Genomic DNA, 18,993 nt, shown 5'->3' with positions numbered 1-18,993 from the left:
GGAGCAAGGCGATGACTACCCTGAGCTGGATTCGTGGCGTCAATGGCACCCTCGGCCACCTGGCCCCTGAACATGTTGCCGGCAAGATGCGCCGCGCCTTCATGACCCCGCGCAACCTGCCGCCCAAGCCATGGGAACTGCCGCTGCTGGCCAGGGCCGAGCGCATCACCTTGCGCTTCGGGTTGTCGGCATTGCGCTGGGGGCAGGGGCCGACGGTATTGCTGATGCATGGCTGGGAAGGTCGCCCCACCCAGTTCGCGGCACTGATCGAGCGGCTGGTGGACAGCGGCCATACCGTGGTGTCGCTGGAAGGGCCGGCACACGGGCGCTCGCCGGGCGAGCAAGCGCATGTGGTGGCGTTTGCCCGCGCGTTGCTCGAGGCCGCCGCCGAACTGCCGCCACTGCGCGCGGTGATCGGACACTCGATGGGGGGCGCAAGCCTGTTGCTGGCGCTGCAGTGGGGGCTGCGTACCGATGCGGCGGTGAGTATTGCCGCCCCGGCCCGCTTGCTCGGCGTGCTGCGGGGCTTTGCCCGGCGGCTTGGGTTGCCGGCCCGTGCCCGAGCGGCGTTTATCCGCCAGGTGGAGCGCGATGTCGGCGTCCAGGTGGCGCGCCTGGATGTCAGTGCCTATCAACTGGATGTGCCGGGCCTGGTGGTGCATGCCGAGGACGATCCCGTAGTGCTCGCCAGCGAGGCACCGCTGATTCACCAGGCTTGGTTCGACAGCCGCCTGCTGCTGCTCGAGGAGGGCGGCCATCAGCGGGTGCTAGCCGATCCGCGCCTGGGCCAGGCGGTGATCGAGCTGCTCGCACGCTCCACCGAGCGGGCGCGGCAAAGCGCCTGAGCATCCGGTACACTCTGCCCGTTCACTGAAAATCAGGAGCAGGCATGAGCTGGGATCTGGCGGCACCATTCATCATCGACCTTCGCGTTGGCAACGAGGATATCGACGGCCTCGGCCACGCCAACAACGCCGTCTACGTCACCTGGCTGGAGCGCTGCGCCTGGCGCCACTCCCAGCGCCTGGGGCTGGACCTGGCCGAGTATCGCCGGCTGGACCGGGCGATGGCGGTGGTCCGCCATGAGATCGACTACCTCGCCGCCGCCTATGAGGACGACGAGCTGCAACTGGCCACCTGGATCATCGACTGGGACCAGCGCCTGCGCATGACCCGGCGCTTCCAGCTCAAGCGCCCGAGCGACGGCGTGACCTTGCTGCGGGCGCAGACCACCTTTGCCTGCATCGAGCTGTCCAGCGGCAAGCCCAGGCGCATGCCGGCGGAATTCATCGACGGCTACGGCCCGGCGCTGACCGGCAGCTGACGGCTGGCGGAAGTTTGTTAGACTGCCGCCTTTTTCATGGCGAGACCCTGAAATGCAAATTGCCCTGGCCCCCATGGAGGGGCTGGTCGACAACATCCTGCGCGACGTCCTGACCCGTGTGGGTGGTATCGATTGGTGCGTCACCGAGTTCATTCGTGTCTGCGACCGCCTGCTGCCGGCCTCTTCGTTCGAAAAGCTGGCGCCGGAGCTGCGCCAGGGCGCCCGCACCGCCGCCGGGGTGCCGATGCGTGTGCAATTGCTCGGCTCCGACCCGGTATGCCTGGCCGAGAACGCGGCGCTGGCCTGCGAGCTTGGCGCGCCGGTGATCGACCTGAACTTCGGCTGCCCGGCCAAGACCGTCAACAAGTCGCGGGGCGGGGCGGTGTTGCTCAAGGAGCCGGAGCTGTTGCATGCCATCGTCCGCGAAGTGCGCCGAGCGGTGCCGGCGCATATCCCGGTGACCTCGAAGATGCGCCTGGGCTACGACAGCCCCGACGGCGCCCTGGACTGCGCCACGGCACTGGCCGAGGGCGGCTCGGCACACCTGGTGGTGCATGCGCGGACCAAGGTAGAGGGCTACAAGCCGCCGGCCCACTGGGAATGGGTGGCGCGGGTGCAGGATGTGGTCAAGGTGCCGGTGTTCGCCAATGGCGAGATCTGGACCGTCGATGACTGGCGGCGTTGCCGCGAGGTCAGCGGTGCGAAAGACATCATGCTGGGGCGTGGGCTGGTGTCGCGGCCGGACCTGGCCCTGCAGATCGCTGCGGCCCGCGATGGCGTCGAGTACCAGCCGATGAGCTGGGAAGAACTGCTGCCGCTGCTGCGCGAGTTCTGGCGCCAGGCCCAGGACAAGCTGTCGCCACGCTACGCCCCGGGGCGGATGAAACAGTGGCTGGCGATGCTGACCCGCGGCTACCCCGAAGCGGTGACGCTGTTTGCCGAGCTGCGTCGTGAGGATGACTGTCAGCGGATCAGCGGGTTGCTGGGGATGGAAATCCACGCTGTCGAGGCTTGTGTTGCCTGAGCCGGCTTGATCGCAAAATTTTTTCATGCCAGCCCTTGAAAGCTCTTCGCCAGGACATATCTCTTGAGTACGCGATGCCGAAGTCGGGTCGCGTAGTGACTTAACTTGCTGAATCTCAGGAGTTCATGACCATGACTACCGCTTTCTCTCTCGCACCACTTTTCCGCAACTCCGTCGGTTTCGACCGCTTCAACGACCTGTTCGAAGCCGCCGCCCGTAACGAGGCGGGTAGCAGCTACCCACCCTACAACGTGGAAAAGCATGGCGATGATCACTACCGCATCGTGGTCGCCGCCGCCGGCTTCCAGGAGCAGGACCTCGACCTGCAGGTCGAAAAAGGTGTTCTTACCGTGACCGGCGGCAAGCGCGACGGCAGCAGCGAAGGCGTCACCTTCCTGCACCAGGGCATCGCCCAGCGCGCCTTCAAGCTGTCGTTCCGCCTGGCCGACCACATCGAGGTCAAGGGCGCGGGCCTGGCCAATGGCCTGCTCAGCATCGAACTGCTGCGCATCGTGCCGGAAGAAGCCAAGGCCAAGCGTATCCCGATCAACGGCGACAAACCGGCGTTGAACTGATTTCAGCGCAGTGAAGAAAGGGCACCTTCGGGTGCCCTTTTTGCATTCTGCGGCGCCTCCAGCCGGGTTAGCGCCTCAGTAATCCGCCGGTGCCTCCAGCAGTATCTGGCGAAACTCCGGTAACGGCAGTGGTCGGCTGTGCAGATAGCCCTGGTACAGATGGCAACCCAGCCGCTCGAGGAACTCCAGCTGCTCGGTCAGTTCCACGCCCTCGGCAATCACCGCCAGCTCCAGGCTGCGGGCCATGGCGACAATGGCGCGGACGATCTCGGCGTCGTTGGGGTCGACCGGTGCGTCGCGTACGAAGGTCTGGTCGATCTTCAACGCATCCACCGGCAGACGCTTTAGGTAGGTGAGCGACGAATAGCCCGTGCCGAAGTCGTCCATGGCGAAGCTGACGCCGTGGTGCTTGAGTTCGCGCATCTTGCTGATGGTGTCCTCGAGGTTCTGGATGACGATGCCTTCGGTGATCTCCAGTGTGAGCATGCGCCGGGGCAGGCGGTAGTCGTCGAGGCTGCGCAGCACCCGCTCGACGAAGTCGTTCTGGCGGAACTGCCGTGGGCTGATGTTGACGCACAGGCTGAAGTCGTCGGCGTCGATCAGCCCGTCTGCGAGCATGCGCGCGCAGGCGTCGCAGGCTTCGTCGAGGATCCAGCTGCCGACCTCGAGGATCAGGCCACTTTCCTCCAGAACCTGGATGAACTGCGCCGGAGGCTGCTGGCCCAGTTGCGGGTGGTGCCAGCGCAGCAGGACTTCGGCGCCGACGATACGGTTGTCGCGGGCGTCGACCTGGGGTTGGAAGTGCAAGGCCAGTTCACCGCGGGCCAGGGCCAGGCGCAGGTCGCTCTCCATGCGCAGGCGCTCGCTGGCGGCCTTCTGCATGGTGGTGTGGAACAACTGCGTGGTGTTGCGCCCGGAGTCCTTGGCGCGGTACAGGGCGATGTCGGCACGCTTGAGCAGGTCGGCGGGGGTGGCGCCATGGTCGGGGATCAACGCCACGCCGATGCTCGGCGTGACCTGCAGGCGCTGGCCGTCCAGCGACATCGGTTCGGCCAGCAGCTCGCGCAGGGTGTCGGCCAGTTCGCGAACCTTGTTTTCCACCTGCTCGCGGCTGCCTTCCAGGCCGCTGAGCAGCACCACGAACTCGTCGCCGCCCAAGCGCGCCACAGTGTCCTCCAGCCGCACGCTGGCCTCGAGACGGGCAGTGATGATCTTCAGTACCGTGTCGCCCACCGGGTGGCCGAGCGAGTCGTTGATGTGCTTGAAGTGGTCCAGGTCGAGGAACAGCAGGGCGCCGCGCAGGTTGTGGCGCTTGAGCAGGGCGATCTGCTGGCTCAGGCGGTCCATCAGCAGGGCGCGGTTGGGCAGGTTGGTCAGCGGGTCGTGGTACGCCAGGTGGCGGATCTGCGCCTGGGCGTTCTTCAGCAGGCTGACATCGCGAGCGGTAAGCAGCAGGCAGTCGGTTTCGTTGAGGCTGATCGGCTCCACCGACACTTCCACGGTAAGGATGTCGCCGCGCTTGTTGCGCCCGAGCATCTCCCGGTGATGCACCCGGCCGCGCTCGCGCAGCTCGTTGAGCAGGGCGGCGCGCTGCTTCTCGTCGGCCCAGATGCCGATTTCGTAGACCGTGCGGCCCACCACCTCTTCGGGGCTGTAGCCGGTCAACCGGCTGAAACCGTCGTTGACCTCCACATAGCGCCCGCTGTGGCGCTCGGTGATGGTGATGGCGTCGGGGCTGGAATGGAACGCCTTGGCGAATTTCTCCTCGCTGGCCTTGAGCGCCGCCTCGGCGCGCTGCTGCTGGGTGATGTCGCGCAGGGTGGTGACGCTGCATGGCTGGCTGTCGACGCTGATCAGGCGGCTGGAGATCACGCAGGTCAGCGGCGTGCCGTTGCGGTGGTTGACCACCACCGCCACATTGCTCAAGGCCTGGTCGCGGATCACCCGTTCGATGCGTTGGGCGCGTTCGGCCGACTCGGCCCACAGGCCGATTTCCTCGGCGGTGTGGCCGAGGATCTGCTCCGGGGCCCAGCCAAAGGTCTGGCTGAACGCCGGGTTGATCTCGATGAACTGGCCACTGTCCTGCCGGGTCACGCAGATCGGGTCGGGGCTGACCTGGAACAGGCTGGCGAACTTTTCCTCCGAGGCCGTCAGGCGCTGCTCGCGCTCCACCTGGTCGGTGATGTCGAGCAGGGTGCCGGCCATACGCAGCGGGTTGCCCTGGTCGTCGCGGTACAGGCGGGCGCGGCTTTCGATGTAGCGCGAGGCGCCGTTGTCGAGTTGTACCCGGTAGGTGATCTGGTAGTTGCCGGCCGGCCCTTCGCGCAGGCTGCGGTAGGCCTGGCGCATGACGCTGCGCTCGTGCTCGGGCACACCTTCGAAAAAGGCCTCGAACGATTCGTGGAAGGGCACCGGGTCCAGCCCGTGCAGTTGCGCGGCGCGGGCCGAGCCGTAGAGCATGCCGCTGGGGATGTGCCAGTCCCATGTACCCAGCTGGGCCGAGTCCAGGGCCAGGTCGAGGCGCTCCTGACTGTCCTTGAGCGCCTGTTCGGCGCGTTTGCGCTCGGTGGTGTCGACGAAGGTGCTGATCAGGTAGGTGACGCCTTCGAGCTCGATGCCCTGGGTGCAGAGGATGCCGTCGTGAATCTTGCCGTTGGTGGCGCGGAACTGCACCTCGAGGGTCAACGGACCGCTACCTGCGCGGGTGGCGTCCAACACCTGGTGACGTTGCTCGGGGTTGACCCACAGGCCCAGTTCCACGCTGGTCTTGCCAACTACTTGAGCGCCTGGCCAGCCAAACATGTGCTCGAAGTGCTGGTTGACCTCGATGATCAGGCCGTCGTGGCGGCGGGTCAGGAGAATGGCGTTGGGGCTGAGATGGAACAGGGTGGCGAAGCGCTTCTCCGAATTGATCAGTGCAGTTTCCCGCTCGCGCTGGCGGGTGATCTCGCGGATCACCCCGATCATCTGCGGGCGGCCATGGGGGTCGTGGGTCAGGCTGCCGTTGATCTCCAGCCAGTGCACGCTGCCATCGGGCCAGCGGATGCGATGGCGCATGGCCTGCTCGACCGGTTCGCCGTTGACCACGGCCTGGAACGCCTGGCGTGTGCGAGCGCGGTCCTCCTCGGGCAGCAGGTCGAGGTAGTCGACGTCGTTGGGCAGCGGGCGTTGCGGGTCGAAGCCGAACAGCGCCTGGGTACCCCGAGACCAGCTCACCCGGCCACTCTCGATGTCCCACAGCCAGGCGCCCAGGCGTGCGGCGTTGAGCGCGGCCAGCAACTGGGGAGCGTTCTGCCAGGCCTGTTCCGACTCCTGGGGGTCGGCCGCGGGAATACGGGGCAGGCGCGGAAAGCGGTTTGCTGATTTGGGCATCGATACCAGACCTTTGGCAGAGAACGCGTCCTTGTGGAGAGAAATGCCGTGCCTGCGACCGGTCAGGCAGCCCCGGCGTGGCTGTCGAGCAGCGCCATGAAGGCCCTGGCCGCATTCGATAGCGTGCGCTCCGTGTGCAATATGTAGCCTAGCTGGCGTGACAGCTGTATGCCGGGCAGGGCGATGGGCGCAACCTGCTCATCGAGCATAGTACGTGGCAGCACACTCCAGGCCAGGCCGATCGACACCATCATCTTGATGGTTTCCAGATAGTTGGTGCTCATGGCGATGTTCGGCACCAGGCCCTGGCTTTCGAACAGGCGCTGGACGATGTGGTGGGTGAAGGTATTGCCGCCGGGAAACACCGCTGGGTGGCGCGCAACGTCGGCCAGGCTGACCCGCTGGTTGCTGGCCAGCGGGTGTTCGGGGGCGGCGACGAAATCCAGGGCGTCGTCCCACACCGCCACGGCCTTGACCAGGTGATGGGGCTCGGGCGCGAGGGTGATGACGGCAATTTCGGCGCGGCCATGGAGGATTTCATCGTAGGCCGCTTCCGAATCGAGGAACTGAATATCCAACGCCACCGAGGGGTACTGTCGAGTAAAAGCCCGTAATAGTGGGGGCAAGCGGTGCAAGCCGATGTGATGGCTGGTGGCCAGCGTCAGGCGACCCGCCACCTCTCCGGTCAAATTGGTCAATGCGCGACGTGTATCATCGAGGACGTTGAGGATCTGATAGGCGCGCGGCAACAGGGCCCGGCCAGCTTCGGTCAGGGTCACTTCGCGGCCCAGGCGATCGAACAGGCGTACATCCAGTTGCTGCTCCAGCCCGGCGATGCGTTTGCTGATGGCGGGCTGGGTCAGGAACAGGCGTTCGCCGGCTCCGGAAAAGCTGCCGGTTTCGGCAATGGCGATAAAGGCGCTGAGGTTGGCCAGGTCCACGGTTCGAATTCCTGTTGGTTATCCAAAGCATGAAAATTATGAATTTGAGTTATTCAATCTATCGCCATAGCATCGTCCGTACAAGCCAAGGGGTCTTTGGCATAGAAAGACGCTGATGAGGAACAGTCTGATGGCTGGCAAAACGCTCTACGACAAACTCTGGGAAGCTCATGAGGTCAAGCGCCGCGATGACGGCTCGTCCTTGATCTACATCGATCGCCACATCATCCACGAAGTGACTTCGCCCCAGGCTTTCGAAGGCCTGCGCCTGGCCAGCCGCAAGCCCTGGCGTATCGATGCCAACATCGCCACTCCTGACCACAACGTACCGACCACGCCGGAGCGCAAGGGCGGTATCGAGGCCATCGCCGACCAGGTGTCGCGCCTGCAGGTGCAGACCCTCGATGAGAACTGTGACGAATATGGCATCGTCGAATTCAAGATGAATGACGAGCGTCAGGGTATCGTGCACGTCATCAGCCCGGAGCAGGGCGCGACCCTGCCCGGCATGACCGTGGTCTGCGGCGACTCGCACACTTCCACCCATGGCGCGTTTGGCGCCCTGGCCCATGGCATCGGCACTTCCGAGGTCGAGCATGTGCTCGCCACCCAGTGCCTGGTGGCCAAGAAAATGAAAAACATGCTGGTGCGCGTCGAGGGTCAATTGCCCGCTGGCGTCACCGCCAAGGACATCGTCCTGGCCGTGATCGGCAAGATCGGCACCGCCGGCGGCAATGGCCATGCCATGGAGTTCGCCGGCAGCGCGATCCGCGATTTGTCGATGGAAGGCCGCATGACCATCTGCAACATGTCCATCGAGGCCGGTGCGCGTGTGGGATTGGTCGCGGTCGACGAGACGACCGTCAACTACGTCGAGGGTCGTCCCTATGCGCCGAAGGGCGAGCAGTGGACGCAGGCCATCAAGGCCTGGAAAGGATTGGTCTCCGATGGCGACGCCGTGTTCGACACCGTGGTCGAGCTCGACGCCGCACAGATCAAGCCACAAGTCAGCTGGGGCACTTCGCCGGAGATGGTCCTGGCCGTCGACCAGCGCGTGCCGGACCCGGCCGCCGAGCCCGACCTGATCAAGCGCGGCTCGATCGAGCGCGCTCTCAAGTATATGGGCCTGGCCGCCAACCAGGCGATCACCGACATCCAGCTCGACCGCGTGTTCATCGGCTCGTGCACCAATTCGCGCATCGAAGACCTGCGTGCCGCCGCTGAGATCGCCAGGGGCCGCAAGGTCGCCGCCAACGTCAAGCAGGCGCTGGTGGTGCCAGGTTCGGGTCTGGTCAAGGCCCAGGCCGAGCGCGAAGGGCTGGACAAGATTTTCCTCGAGGCCGGCTTCGAGTGGCGTGAACCGGGCTGCTCGATGTGCCTGGCGATGAACCCGGACCGCCTGGAAAGCGGCGAGCACTGCGCGTCCACCTCCAACCGCAACTTCGAAGGCCGCCAGGGCGCCGGTGGCCGTACCCACCTGGTCAGCCCGGCCATGGCCGCCGCAGCGGCGGTGACCGGCCACTTCATCGATGTCCGCGAGTTGATCCAAGGGAGCGCAGCATGAAAGCCTTTACCCAGCACACTGGCCTCGTCGCGCCGTTGGACCGTGCCAACGTCGACACCGACCAGATCATCCCCAAGCAGTTCCTCAAGTCGATCAAGCGCACCGGCTTTGGTCCCAACCTGTTCGACGAGTGGCGCTACCTGGACGTCGGCCAGCCCTACCAGGACAACAGCAAGCGCCCGCTGAACCAGGAATTCGTGCTCAACCACGCGCGCTACCAGGGGGCCAGCGTGCTGCTGGCGCGGGAGAACTTCGGTTGCGGCTCGAGCCGCGAGCACGCCCCATGGGCGCTCGACGAGTACGGCTTCCGCAGCGTGATCGCGCCGAGCTTCGCCGATATTTTCTTCAACAACAGCTTCAAGAATGGCCTATTGCCGATCATTCTCGACGCCGCCGAAGTCGACGAGCTGTTCAGGCAAGTCGAGGCCAACCCGGGCTACCAGTTGACCATCGACCTCGACGCCCAGGCCGTGACTCGTCCGGACGGCAAAGTGCTGAAGTTCGAAATCGACGCCTTCCGCAAGCACTGCCTGCTCAATGGCCTGGACGACATCGGCCTGACCCTGCAGGACCGCGACGCGATCAAGGCGTTCGAGGGCAAGCACCGCGCCAGTCAGCCGTGGTTGTTCCGCGATTGATCGAAGGCCTCATCACCACGCGTGGAAGCGGGCCTGCCCCGCGATGAGGCCCGTTGGACACTGAGTTTATCGGCGCGCCGACAGGGCGCGCCGCTTGATTGGATAGAGGAAAGCATGAGCAAGCAGATTCTGATTCTCCCAGGTGATGGCATCGGTCCGGAAATCATGGCCGAGGCGGTCAAGGTGCTGGAGCTGGCCAACGACAAGTTCCAGCTCGGCTTCAGCCTCACCCACGACGTGATAGGTGGCGCGGCCATCGACAAGCACGGCGTGCCGCTGGCCGACGAGACCCTGGAGCGTGCCCGCCAGGCTGACGCCGTGCTGCTGGGCGCCGTGGGTGGCCCGAAGTGGGACAAGATCGAGCGTGACATCCGCCCGGAGCGCGGCTTGCTGAAGATCCGCTCGCAACTGGGCCTGTTCGCCAACCTGCGCCCGGCCATCCTCTATCCGCAACTGGCCGACGCCTCGTCGCTCAAACCAGAGATCGTCGCCGGCCTGGATATCCTCATCGTCCGCGAGCTGACCGGCGGCATCTATTTCGGCGCGCCACGCGGCCAGCGGGAGCTGGAAGGCGGCGAGCGCCAGGCGTACGACACCCTGCCGTACAGCGAAAGCGAAGTGCGCCGCATCGTCCGCGTCGGCTTCGACATGGCCCGTGTACGCGGCAAGAAACTGTGCTCGGTGGACAAGGCCAACGTCCTGGCTTCCAGCCAGCTGTGGCGTGAAGTGGTCGAGGAAGTGGCCAAGGACTACCCGGACGTCGAGCTGAGCCACATGTACGTCGACAACGCTGCCATGCAGTTGGTGCGCGCGCCCAAGCAGTTCGACGTGGTGGTGACCGACAACATGTTCGGCGACATCCTGTCGGATGAGGCTTCCATGCTCACCGGTTCCATCGGCATGCTGCCCTCGGCGTCGCTGGATGCCGACAACAAGGGCATGTACGAGCCGTGCCACGGCTCGGCGCCGGACATCGCCGGGCAGGGCATCGCCAACCCATTGGCAACCATTCTTTCGGTATCGATGATGCTGCGCTACAGCTTCAACCAGTCGGCCGCCGCCGAGGCGATCGAGCAGGCGGTGAGCCTGGTGCTGGACCAGGGCCTGCGCACAGGTGACATCTTCTCCGAAGGTTGCCGCAAGGTCGGTACGCAGGAAATGGGCGACGCAGTAGTCGCAGCGCTGCGGAATCTGTAATCTCTCTGGCCCGCCACCCAAAACTCCCGGTGGCGGCCCACTTTTAGCAAAGGTGTAGTTGCGATGAAACGTGTAGGTCTGATCGGTTGGCGTGGAATGGTCGGTTCCGTGCTCATGCAGCGGATGCTCGAAGAGCAGGACTTCGACCTGATCGAGCCGGTGTTCTTCACCACCTCCAATGTCGGTGGCCAGGGCCCGGCGGTGGGCAAGGATATTGCGCCGCTCAAGGATGCCTACAACATCGATGAGCTCAAGACCCTCGACGTCATCCTGACCTGCCAGGGCGGCGACTACACCAACGAAGTGTTCCCCAAGCTGCGTGAAGCTGGCTGGCAGGGCTACTGGATCGACGCGGCCTCGTCCCTGCGCATGCAGGATGACGCGGTGATCATCCTTGACCCGGTCAACCGTAAGGTCATCGACCAGCAGCTGGATGCGGGCACCAAGAACTACATCGGCGGCAACTGCACCGTCAGCCTGATGCTGATGGGCCTGGGCGGCCTGTTCGAAGCCGGCCTGGTCGAGTGGATGAGCGCCATGACCTATCAGGCGGCCTCCGGCGCCGGCGCGCAGAACATGCGTGAGTTGATCAAGCAGATGGGCGGTATTCACGCGGCGGTCGCCGATGACCTGGCCAACCCGGCCAGCGCCATCCTCGACATCGACCGCAAGGTGGCCGAGGCCATGCGCGGCGAGGGCTTCCCGACTGACAACTTCGGCGTGCCGCTGGCCGGCAGCCTGATCCCGTGGATCGACAAGGAGCTGCCGAACGGCCAGAGCCGCGAAGAGTGGAAGGCCCAGGCCGAAACCAACAAGATCCTCGGCCGCTTCAAGAGCCCGATTCCGGTCGACGGTATCTGCGTGCGGATTGGCGCCATGCGTTGCCACAGCCAGGCGCTGACCATCAAGCTGAACAAGGACGTGCCGCTGGCGGATATCGAAGGCATGATCAGCCAGCACAACCCTTGGGTGAAGCTGGTGCCGAACCAGCGTGAGATCAGCATGCAGGAGTTGAGCCCTACCCAGGTGACCGGGACCCTGAACGTGCCTGTCGGGCGTTTGCGCAAGCTGAACATGGGGTCGCAGTACCTCGGGGCCTTCACTGTTGGCGACCAGTTGCTGTGGGGGGCTGCGGAGCCGCTGCGGCGGATGTTGCGGATTCTGCTGGAGCGGTGATCCGGGTGGTTTGAGTTTGGATTTTGAAGGACCCGTGTTGCGAGAGTGATGCGGGTTTTTTTATTGGTGCTAGATTGGTTGTTGGTTGTTTTGATTTTTTTATGCGCATTCATTTGCGATGTCGACGCTTATTCACCTTTCCGCCCTTACGGCCATCCCTTTCAAGGTCTTCGGTAGAATTCGCTGAAATCCAGTCAGGAAGACCCGAGCGATGTGGGCTGATGTACTAGCGCGATTCGAGAAAAAAGCACCCGCCAGCGTAATGGCCAAACTTGCCTTGGAGCAGGCCATTGCGCCGGAGTGGGTCGATCAGGTTTTCGAGGAGCACCGCCAACGGCAGTATTCTCGCGAGCTGCTGTTCTCGACCATCATCAAGTTGATGTCGCTTGTTTCATTGGGCTTGAAGCCATCGCTGCATGCTGCGGCAAGACAACTGGACGACCTTCCCGTCAGCCTGGCAGCTCTGTACGACAAGATCAGTCGAACCGAACCTGCCCTGTTGCGTGCTCTGGTGACAGGCTGCGCGCAGCGCTTGGCGCCGACAATCCATGAGTTGGGCTGCTCAGCCATGCTTCCTGATTGGCAAGTTCGGGTGGTCGATGGCAGCCACTTGGCCTCTACCGAAAAGCGTCTTGGCGCGCTGCGCCAAGAGCGCGGAGCGGCTCGCCCCGGGTTTTCGGTGGTGGTTTACGACCCCGACCTGGATCAGGTAATTGACCTCCAGCCGTGCGAGGACGCCTACGCAAGCGAACGAGTTTGTGTTTTGCCGTTGCTGGCTGAAGCAAAGACCAATCAGGTTTGGATCGCTGACCGTCTCTACTGCACGCTGCCTGTAATGGAGGCGTGCGAACAGGTGAATACATCATTTGTCATTCGCCAGCAGGCCAAGCATCCACGCTTGATCCAGGAAGGTGAGTGGCAAGCACCGATGCCCGTCGCCACAGGCACTGTGCGCGAGCAATCCATCGAAGTAAAAGGCGGGCACCGCTGGCGACGTGTCGAGTTAACGCTTCATTCACCAAACGACTCAGGTGATAACAGCTTGATGTTCTGGAGCAACCTGCCCGAGAGCATCAGTGCGCAACAGATCGCAGACTTCTATCGGCGCCGCTGGAGCATTGAAGGGATGTTCCAGCGGTTGGAAGCAATTCTGGAAAGTGAAATTGAAACCCTCGGCAGTCCGCGAGCCGCCTTGCTTGGATTCACCACTGCCGTGCTGGCATACAACGTTCTGGCCTTGCTCAAGCGAAGTGTTGAACAGGCTCACCGCGATGCCTTGCCCGAGAATTGGGAAGCCTCGATCTATCACTTGGCGGTGCAGATCAGAGGGGGTTACGAAGGCATGCAGATTGCCCTGCCATCCGAGTACATGCCCGTTGTTCCGATGGAAAACCTGGCTCAGCGCCTGCTGGAGCTGGCCAGAAACATCCAGCCCAGACAGGTTGCGAAAAGCCCACGAGGCCCCAAGGTGCCCAAAGCGAAGGCCTGGGTGCAAGGGACCGCTGTACATGCTCATGTTTCGACGGATCGGGTCATCAAGGCCGCCAAAACCAAAAGACCTTGAAAGGGATGGCCCTTACGGCGGGTCCCTTTTTGAAGGATCAAAAAGGAACCAAAAAATCCTCGCTCCATTCATCCGGCCCTCCGCTTCGCTCCGGGTTCCCTCACTCCGGCCTTGCTCCCGGGAGGACCGCGCTGAACGCCACATCCTGGGGCGCAGCGCTTGAGGGGCATCCATGCCCGTCACCTCCCTCCGCAAGGCCTGCGTTCGGCCTCCTGAAGTCGCGAAGTTACGGGCGGCGCTTGCACTAACGCAGCTAGCCGCTAGTTGCCATCGTGGGAACTCTAGATCAACATCGCGGGACAAGCCCGCTCCCACCATAGTTGACTATGTGATTCAACGTGAGCGGGCTTGCCCCGCGATGGCGTAGTGAAGAACAACATAACAGCCACTAACAAAACCAACATATCTGCTCTTGATCTGCTCTTGATCTTGCTTCTAAGTGCGCGATAGTTCAGGCGCCACCGATTGCGACTTCAGGAGGCCGAGTGGAGTTCTTGCGTAGTGGGGCGACGGCCATGGATGGCCGTCGAGCGCTGCGCCCCAGGATGGGGCGTACAGCGCGGTACCCACGGGAGCAAGAACGGAGCGAGGGAACCCCGGAGCGAAGCGTAGGGGCCGTATGAACGGAGCCGAACGGTTTTGCCTACTTTTTCCCACGAGAAAAGTAGGCCGCCGTAATGGCGGAAGGGTGATAATGCGTCGACATCGCCAATGAATGCGCATAAATAAATCAAAACCCACACTCTTGAACCCGAACCCGAACCCGAACCCGAACCCGAACCCGAACCCGAACCCGAACCCGAACCCGAACCCGAACCTACCTCCCACCCCACAATCCAAGTAAAGTGCCGCTCCCCCGCAGTACCCCCTGGAAAAGGAACCGATCTCATGACCCCCAACGCCCTGGACATAGCCGTAATCGGCGCCACCGGCACAGTAGGTGAATCCCTCGTCCAGATCCTCGAGGAAGTGGCCTTCCCGCTCTCCACCCTGTACCTGCTGGCCAGCATGGAATCCGCCGGCAGCAGCGTCATGTTCGCGGGCAAGAAACTGAAGGTCCGCGAAGTGGACAGCTTCGATTTCTCCCAGGTCAGGCTGGTCTTCTTCGCCGCCAGCCCTGCCGTAAGCCGCAGCTTCGTACCCAAGGCCATCGCCGCCGGTTGCGCGGTGATCGACCTGTCCGGCGCCCTGGACGACGCCATCGCGGTGGTCCCGGAAGCCAACGCCGAGCGCATAGCCGAACTGTCGCAGCCCGCACTGATCACCAGCCCGAGCGCCGGCGCGGTAGCCTTGGCGGTGGCGCTGGCGCCGCTCAAGGGTTTGCTCGATATCGAGCGCGTTCAGGTCAATGCCTGCCTGGCAGTTTCGGAGCAGGGCAGGGAGGCCGTCAGCGAGCTCGCCCGGCAGACCGCCGAACTGCTCAACGCACGCCCTCTGGAGCCGCGCTTCTTCGATCGCCAGGTCGCCTTCAACCTGCTCCCCCAGGTCGGTACACCCGATGAACAGGGCCACACCAATGTAGAACGCCGTCTAGTCAATGAACTGCGTCAGGTATTGGACCTGCCGCAGCTGAAGATTTCCGTGACCTGCATTCAAGTCCCGGTGTTTTTCGGCGATAGCTTCAGTGTCGCCGTGCAAAGCCGTAATCCGGTCGACCTGGTGGCCGTTAACGCCGCGCTGGAGGCTGCCGACGGCATCGAGCTGGTCGAGCCGGGTGATTATCCGACGCCTGTGGGTGACGCGGTGGGCCAGGACGTGGTCTATGTTGGACGTGTACGCCACGGTGTCGATGAAGACCAGCAGCTCAATCTCTGGCTGACCACCGACAATGTGCGCAAGGGCGCGGCGCTGAACGCCGTGCAGGCGGCACAATTGTTGATAAAACACATGGCGTAAAAGATACTGCGAGCTATTTTGTCCTGCACCGCCCAAGGGTTTTCGGGACGTTTCATACAAGGGAAGAGTTCATGCTTCGAATTCGCAAACTGGTTCTGGCCATCGCGGCAGCCTCGGCGCTGTCGTCCGGGGTGGCGAACGCTCTGGGGTTGGGCGAGCTGACCCTCAAGTCGGCGCAGAACCAGCCGCTGGATGCCGAGATCGAACTGCTCGACGTGCGCGACCTCTCCGCGGCGGAAATGGCGCCAAGCCTGGCGTCGCCGGAAGAGTTCGCCAAGGCCGGGGTGGCCTTCCCGCCTTACCTCGAAGACCTCACCTTCACGCCAGTGATCAACCCCAACGGCAAGAGCGTGCTGCGGGTTACCTCCAGCAAGGCGCTGCCGGAGCCGGTGGTCAAGTTCCTGGTCCAGGTCATGTGGCCCCAGGGTCGCCTGCTGCGCGACTACAGTGTGCTGCTCGACCAGGCCCAGGCCCAGGGCAGCCAGCCGGCCCCGGCGGGCATCAACCCGGCTGTCAGTGCGGGCAGTTATACCACCAAGCGCCGTGACACCCTCTGGCAGATCGCTGCGCGCAACACCAACGGCGGCTCGATCCAGCAGACCATGCTGGCCATCCAGGCGCTTAACCCGGATGCCTTCATCGGCAACAACATCAACCAGCTCAAGACCGGCCAGGTACTGCGCCTGCCCGATCAGCAGCAGGTGCAGAGCATTCCACAGGCCCAGGCCAACCGCGAAGTCGCAGAGCAGTACGCCGCCTGGCGCGAAGGCCGTCGCCTCGGCCCGCGTGCGCGGCAACTGGACGCCACCCGCCGTGGCGAAGCTGGCGCGGCGCCCGCGCGCATTGCCCAGGGCGACAACCTGCGCCTGGTGGCGCCGGGCGGCAAGGGCGCGGCCGGCGAGGCCAAGGCGCTGGGCGACAAGCTGGCCATGGCCCAGGAAAGCCTCGACACCAGCCGCCGTGACAACGATGAACTCAAGAGCCGCATGGTCGACCTGCAGAGCCAGCTGGACAAGCTGCAGCGTCTGATCGAGCTGAAGAACGACCAGCTGGCGCGTCTGGAGGCCCAGGGCGCCGCGGCGCCACAGCCACCGGCAGCGTCGCTGCCGGGCGAGCCGGCTCCGGCGCAACCTGCGGTGAACGCGCAACTGACCCCTGCCGAACCGGTGGTCGCCCCGGCGCCTGCCGCAGCCGACACCGCACCACAGGATGCGGCAGCCGAGGCACCGGCCAGTGAAGAGCCCGGCATGCTCGACCAATTGTTGGGCAATCCGCTGTTGCTGGGCTTGATTGCCGGGTCCGCATTCCTGGTGCTGCTGTTGTTGCTGCTGCTTCTGGCTCGCAAGCGCAAGGCCCAGCAGGAAGCTGAGAAACACCTGCGCATGGCCCGTGCCCTGGCCGAGGATGGCGAGCGTGGCCCGGACCTGGACCTGCCGCCGAGCAGTTTTGAAGGCCTGGATGTGTCGGCGCCAAGCGTGACTCTGTCGCCTGCGGTAGTGGCTGCTTCGGCCGCTGCAGCCGTTGCGGCGGAAAAGCCTGCGGCGCCTGCCGACGTCGTCGCCCCGGCGGCTGATCCGCGCGCGGCGTTGCTGGCCGAGGTGGATGAAAGCCTGGCCCGTGGTCGCCTCAACCACGCCGCCGACCTGCTGGAAGCGGCGGTGGCCTCCGAGCCGCAGCGCAGCGATTTGCGCTTGAAGCTGATGGAAGTCTATGCCCGTCAGGGCGACCAGGACGCCTTTGTCGGCCAGGAGCGCAAGCTGGCGGTCAACGACGCGAACCAGGCCGAGGTCGCCGCGCTCAAGGAGCGCTTCCCGGCCATGCTGGGTGTCGCGGCGGTGGCGGCAGGCGCTGCCGGGGCCGCGGCCCTGGCCGCCGAGCTGGATGAGCAGTATGTCCAGGACCTGCTGCAGGACAAGGAGCTGGAACTGGGCGAAAGTGCGCCGGAACTCGTCGTGGAGCCGGTTGTGGCGGCTGAGCCGGAATCTGAGCCTGTGGTCGAAGAGGCCGACTTGGACAGCGACTTCGACCTGAGTCTGGGCGATGACCTGCCGGTGGATGACCACCTCGACCTGGCCGGTCTCGAGGACTTGGTTGTCGAGACGCCCGAAGCCGAGGCTGCGCCCGCCGTTGCCGAAACCGATGCTGACGACGACTTCGAGGCATTGCTCGCCCAGGCGCAGGCGACGCCGCAGAACGTTGACGACTTGGCCGAATTCGACCTGGATGTCGCCGAAGAGCCGGTGGCCTCGGCCGACAGCGAGGAAGCCCCGGTGGATGTGGCGGCCGAGCTGGCGGCCTTCGAGGCGATTCCGGAGTTCGATCCGATTTCCGAGCTGGAACTGCCCGAGGACTTCGACCTGTCGCTGTCGCTGGACGACGACTCGCCGGCGGCGAAGAACTTCGCTTCGGAACTGGACGACGTCAACGCCGAGCTCGACAAACTGTCGCAGAACCTCGATGTGCCGGCAGCGGAGCCTGAGCCGCAGTTCACCGCCGAGGATGCGGCGCTGGAGCCCGAGCCGCTGGACGACCTGGACTTCGACTTCTTCTCCGGCGCCGACGAGGTGGCCACCAAGCTCGACCTGGCCCGTGCCTACATCGACATGGGCGACCATCAGGGCGCCCGTGACATCCTCGACGAAGTGGTCAAGGACGGTGACGACAGCCAACGCCAGGAAGCCAACGAGATGCTTTCGCGCCTGGTCTGACGCGACGTTGCACAGCGCGGGGCAAGCCCATTCCCACGGTAGACGTGGGAGGGGGCTTGCCCCGCGATCATTTCGGCCCCTGCACGGTTTGCCGGTATACTTCCGCCTTTCGTTTCATCATCAGGTTTGCCGCTCTTGGACATCATCGACACCGCCGCCGCCGAATCGGCTGCCGAAGGCTACACCCGTATCGCTTTGGGCGTGGAATACAAAGGTTCGCGCTATCGCGGCTGGCAACGCCAGGCCAGCGGCGTGCCGAGTGTCCAGCAGGCCCTGGAACAGGCGCTGTCGACGGTGGCCAACGAACCTATCTCGGTGATCTGCGCCGGGCGCACCGATGCCGGCGTCCATGGCTGCGGGCAGATCGTGCATTTCGACACCCGCGCCGTGCGCGACGAGCGCGCCTGGACCCTGGGCACCAACTTCAACCTGCCCCACGACATCAGCGTGGTCTGGTCGGCGCCCATGCCTGCACACTTCCATGCCCGCTTCAAGGCCACCGCGCGGCGCTACCGCTACGTGATCTACAACGACCCGATCCGCCCGGCGCACCTGGCCGAGGAAGTCACCTGGAACCACCGCCCGCTGGACGTCGAGCGCATGGCCGAGGCCGCGCAGTACCTGCTAGGTACCCATGACTTCAGTGCCTTTCGCGCCAGCCAGTGCCAGGCCAAGTCGCCGATCAAGCACATCCACCACCTGCGTGTGACCCGGCATGGGCGGATGATCGTGCTGGATGTGCGTGCCACTGCGTTCCTGCACCACATGGTGCGCAACATCGCCGGCGTGCTGATGACCATCGGTGCCAGCGAGCGTCCGGTGGAGTGGGCCCGTCAGGTGCTGGAAGGGCGCAATCGCCGTGACGGCGGGGTGACCGCGCACCCTTACGGGCTCTATCTGGTGCAGGTGGAGTACCCGGAAGAATACGCGCTGCCGCAGCGTTACATCGGCCCACACTTTCTTACTGGCTACGAGGCGCTGGCGGACTGACGGGGCACGGGGCATTTGCTACCA

General features: G+C 64.3%; 14 protein-coding genes. 12 read left to right on the top strand and 2 right to left on the bottom strand.

Translation table 11 applies throughout. The features are described from left to right. Window positions 1-11 precede the first annotated feature (11 nt). The 4 genes from KHO27_RS14395 to KHO27_RS14380 all read left to right on the top strand — a co-directional run bounded on the left by KHO27_RS14395 (window position 12) and on the right by KHO27_RS14380 (window position 2,923). Window positions 12-845 (top strand): alpha/beta fold hydrolase, encoded by an 834-nt coding sequence (locus tag KHO27_RS14395; protein ID WP_102685390.1) that lies wholly within the window; start codon window positions 12-14, stop codon window positions 843-845. A gap of 44 nt (window positions 846-889) precedes the next feature. Continuing rightward, window positions 890-1,324 (top strand): acyl-CoA thioesterase, encoded by a 435-nt coding sequence (locus KHO27_RS14390; RefSeq protein ID WP_102685391.1) that lies wholly within the window; start codon window positions 890-892, stop codon window positions 1,322-1,324. Between the two features lie 52 nt (window positions 1,325-1,376). Next, window positions 1,377-2,348 (top strand): tRNA dihydrouridine synthase, encoded by a 972-nt coding sequence (locus tag KHO27_RS14385; RefSeq protein WP_110704144.1) that lies wholly within the window; start codon window positions 1,377-1,379, stop codon window positions 2,346-2,348. A 131-nt stretch (window positions 2,349-2,479) separates the two neighbouring features. Further along, complete coding sequence (locus KHO27_RS14380) at window positions 2,480-2,923, top strand: Hsp20 family protein (protein ID WP_031315058.1); 444 nt, start codon at window positions 2,480-2,482, stop codon at window positions 2,921-2,923. Between the two features lie 75 nt (window positions 2,924-2,998). Here KHO27_RS14380 and KHO27_RS14375 read toward each other — a convergent pair whose 3' ends face one another. Both KHO27_RS14375 and KHO27_RS14370 read right to left on the bottom strand, forming a co-directional pair. Then, window positions 2,999-6,295 carry a PAS domain S-box protein gene (locus KHO27_RS14375; RefSeq protein WP_102685393.1) on the bottom strand — a complete coding sequence of 1,099 codons (3,297 nt, stop codon included), beginning with the start codon at window positions 6,293-6,295 and terminating at the stop codon, window positions 2,999-3,001. 62 nt (window positions 6,296-6,357) lie between these two features. Then, window positions 6,358-7,236, bottom strand: a complete 879-nt coding sequence (locus KHO27_RS14370; RefSeq protein WP_110704146.1) for a LysR family transcriptional regulator — start codon at window positions 7,234-7,236, stop codon at window positions 6,358-6,360. Window positions 7,237-7,366: 130 nt separating this feature from the next. Between KHO27_RS14370 and leuC the strand changes: the two genes are divergently transcribed. The 8 genes from leuC (at window position 7,367) to truA (ending at window position 18,969) form a co-directional block, all read left to right on the top strand. Beyond that, window positions 7,367-8,800, top strand: coding sequence for a 3-isopropylmalate dehydratase large subunit (leuC, locus tag KHO27_RS14365; RefSeq protein ID WP_110704148.1), 1,434 nt, complete (start codon window positions 7,367-7,369; stop codon window positions 8,798-8,800). Continuing rightward, window positions 8,797-9,438 carry a 3-isopropylmalate dehydratase small subunit gene (leuD, locus tag KHO27_RS14360; protein ID WP_110704150.1) on the top strand — a complete coding sequence of 214 codons (642 nt, stop codon included), beginning with the start codon at window positions 8,797-8,799 and terminating at the stop codon, window positions 9,436-9,438. Before leuC ends, leuD begins: the two co-directional genes overlap by 4 nt. A 114-nt stretch (window positions 9,439-9,552) precedes the next feature. After that, window positions 9,553-10,635 (top strand): 3-isopropylmalate dehydrogenase, encoded by a 1,083-nt coding sequence (leuB, locus tag KHO27_RS14355; protein WP_214500403.1) that lies wholly within the window; start codon window positions 9,553-9,555, stop codon window positions 10,633-10,635. 63 nt (window positions 10,636-10,698) lie between these two features. Next, complete coding sequence (asd, locus tag KHO27_RS14350; RefSeq protein ID WP_110704154.1) at window positions 10,699-11,811, top strand: aspartate-semialdehyde dehydrogenase; 1,113 nt, start codon at window positions 10,699-10,701, stop codon at window positions 11,809-11,811. A gap of 262 nt (window positions 11,812-12,073) precedes the next feature. Beyond that, on the top strand, window positions 12,074-13,375 hold the full coding sequence (locus tag KHO27_RS14345; protein WP_214500505.1) for an IS4-like element ISPpu8 family transposase: 1,302 nt from the start codon (window positions 12,074-12,076) through the stop codon (window positions 13,373-13,375). Between the two features lie 888 nt (window positions 13,376-14,263). Further along, the gene (locus KHO27_RS14340; protein WP_110704550.1) at window positions 14,264-15,271 is read left to right on the top strand and encodes an aspartate-semialdehyde dehydrogenase; all 1,008 of its coding nucleotides are present in this window, start codon (window positions 14,264-14,266) and stop codon (window positions 15,269-15,271) included. Between the two features lie 71 nt (window positions 15,272-15,342). Next, window positions 15,343-17,979, top strand: coding sequence for a FimV/HubP family polar landmark protein (locus KHO27_RS14335; protein WP_214500402.1), 2,637 nt, complete (start codon window positions 15,343-15,345; stop codon window positions 17,977-17,979). 135 nt (window positions 17,980-18,114) lie between these two features. Further along, a complete protein-coding gene (gene truA, locus KHO27_RS14330; RefSeq protein ID WP_110704554.1) occupies window positions 18,115-18,969 on the top strand; it encodes a tRNA pseudouridine(38-40) synthase TruA in 855 nt (284 codons plus the stop codon). Window positions 18,970-18,993 lie beyond the last annotated feature (24 nt).

Origin of the sequence: Pseudomonas sp. RC3H12 (assembly GCF_018596375.1) — a bacterium.
GTDB lineage: Bacteria > Pseudomonadota > Gammaproteobacteria > Pseudomonadales > Pseudomonadaceae > Aquipseudomonas.
Note: the sequence above shows the minus strand (reverse complement) of the source record. Positions and strands in the feature narration are given on the sequence as shown.

Bases quoted from the DNA above. Each gene is read 5' to 3' on its own strand.
- KHO27_RS14340 (WP_110704550.1), top strand. From the start codon at position 14,264: ATGACCCCCAACGCCCTGGACATAGCCGTAATCGGCGCCACCGGCACA.
- KHO27_RS14345 (WP_214500505.1), top strand. From the start codon at position 12,074: ATGGCCAAACTTGCCTTGGAGCAGGCCATTGCGCCGGAGTGGGTCGAT.
- leuC (WP_110704148.1), top strand. From the start codon at position 7,367: ATGGCTGGCAAAACGCTCTACGACAAACTCTGGGAAGCTCATGAGGTC.
- leuD (WP_110704150.1), top strand. From the start codon at position 8,797: ATGAAAGCCTTTACCCAGCACACTGGCCTCGTCGCGCCGTTGGACCGT.
- KHO27_RS14390 (WP_102685391.1), top strand. From the start codon at position 890: ATGAGCTGGGATCTGGCGGCACCATTCATCATCGACCTTCGCGTTGGC.
- asd (WP_110704154.1), top strand. From the start codon at position 10,699: ATGAAACGTGTAGGTCTGATCGGTTGGCGTGGAATGGTCGGTTCCGTG.
- KHO27_RS14335 (WP_214500402.1), top strand. From the start codon at position 15,343: ATGCTTCGAATTCGCAAACTGGTTCTGGCCATCGCGGCAGCCTCGGCG.
- KHO27_RS14375 (WP_102685393.1), bottom strand. From the start codon at position 6,295: ATGCCCAAATCAGCAAACCGCTTTCCGCGCCTGCCCCGTATTCCCGCG.
- KHO27_RS14395 (WP_102685390.1), top strand. From the start codon at position 12: ATGACTACCCTGAGCTGGATTCGTGGCGTCAATGGCACCCTCGGCCAC.
- KHO27_RS14380 (WP_031315058.1), top strand. From the start codon at position 2,480: ATGACTACCGCTTTCTCTCTCGCACCACTTTTCCGCAACTCCGTCGGT.
- KHO27_RS14385 (WP_110704144.1), top strand. From the start codon at position 1,377: ATGCAAATTGCCCTGGCCCCCATGGAGGGGCTGGTCGACAACATCCTG.
- leuB (WP_214500403.1), top strand. From the start codon at position 9,553: ATGAGCAAGCAGATTCTGATTCTCCCAGGTGATGGCATCGGTCCGGAA.